Origin of the sequence: Streptococcus cristatus, assembly GCF_003943505.1 — a bacterium.
Lineage (GTDB): Bacteria > Bacillota > Bacilli > Lactobacillales > Streptococcaceae > Streptococcus > Streptococcus cristatus_E.
This window is the reverse complement of sequence record NZ_RJPS01000090.1, coordinates 1-633: the sequence shown is the minus strand read 5'-3', so window position 1 is coordinate 633 and position 633 is coordinate 1. Positions and strand designations below refer to the sequence as shown.

The 633-nt window shown below is 44.9% G+C and carries 1 protein-coding gene; it reads right to left on the bottom strand.

What is annotated here, in order from left to right; translation table 11 throughout:
- A partial coding sequence (locus D8792_RS11875; RefSeq protein WP_446677399.1) for a mucin-binding protein occupies positions 1–318 on the bottom strand: 318 nt, incomplete at its 3' end.
- Positions 319–633: the final 315 nt, after the last annotated feature.

The window sequence follows — 633 nt, the reverse complement described above, 5'->3', positions numbered from 1 at the left end:
ACCATCTGCGTATTCGTACTTGATCGTACGTGATACTTTCTTGTTGAGCTTAGCTGGGTCTGTAATCTTCTCTGTACCTTGACGAAGAGTAACGGTGAAGGTTTGATCCTTCTTATCGTCATTATCGAAGGTCTTAGGTCCTGCGAACTCATCTGTTACAACTTCGTAACCCTTGTCTGTCAATTCTTTCAGACGAGCTGCGTAGTTGGTTGTACCGATTGGCTCACCTGACTTACCGCTTTCGACAACCTTGGTCAATTCCTTATTACCGTCAGTTTGGTCTACGAAGCTGATAATCGCTTTTTGACCATCCTTCACGAAGTTNATTGGTGTATCCTTNGTTGGATCACTTGGAANNGGTGGTGGGTTGTAACCCTTGCTTGGATCGCTCGGATCTTTCGGTGTCAATGGTGTTGTGCCATCTGGGCCTACTGGTGTAGTGCCTGGTACATGTGGAATCACTGGAAGATCAGTACCTGGTTTGCTTGGATCTGTTGGATCGTTTGGATATGGAAGNTTTGGNACTTTTGGAAGTCCGTCTGGTACATTTGGTACNTATGAACCAAGTTTGCTGTACTTAACTGTTTCTTCGCTATCCTTATCATCAGGAGTTACTGTCTTCGCTGCTACATT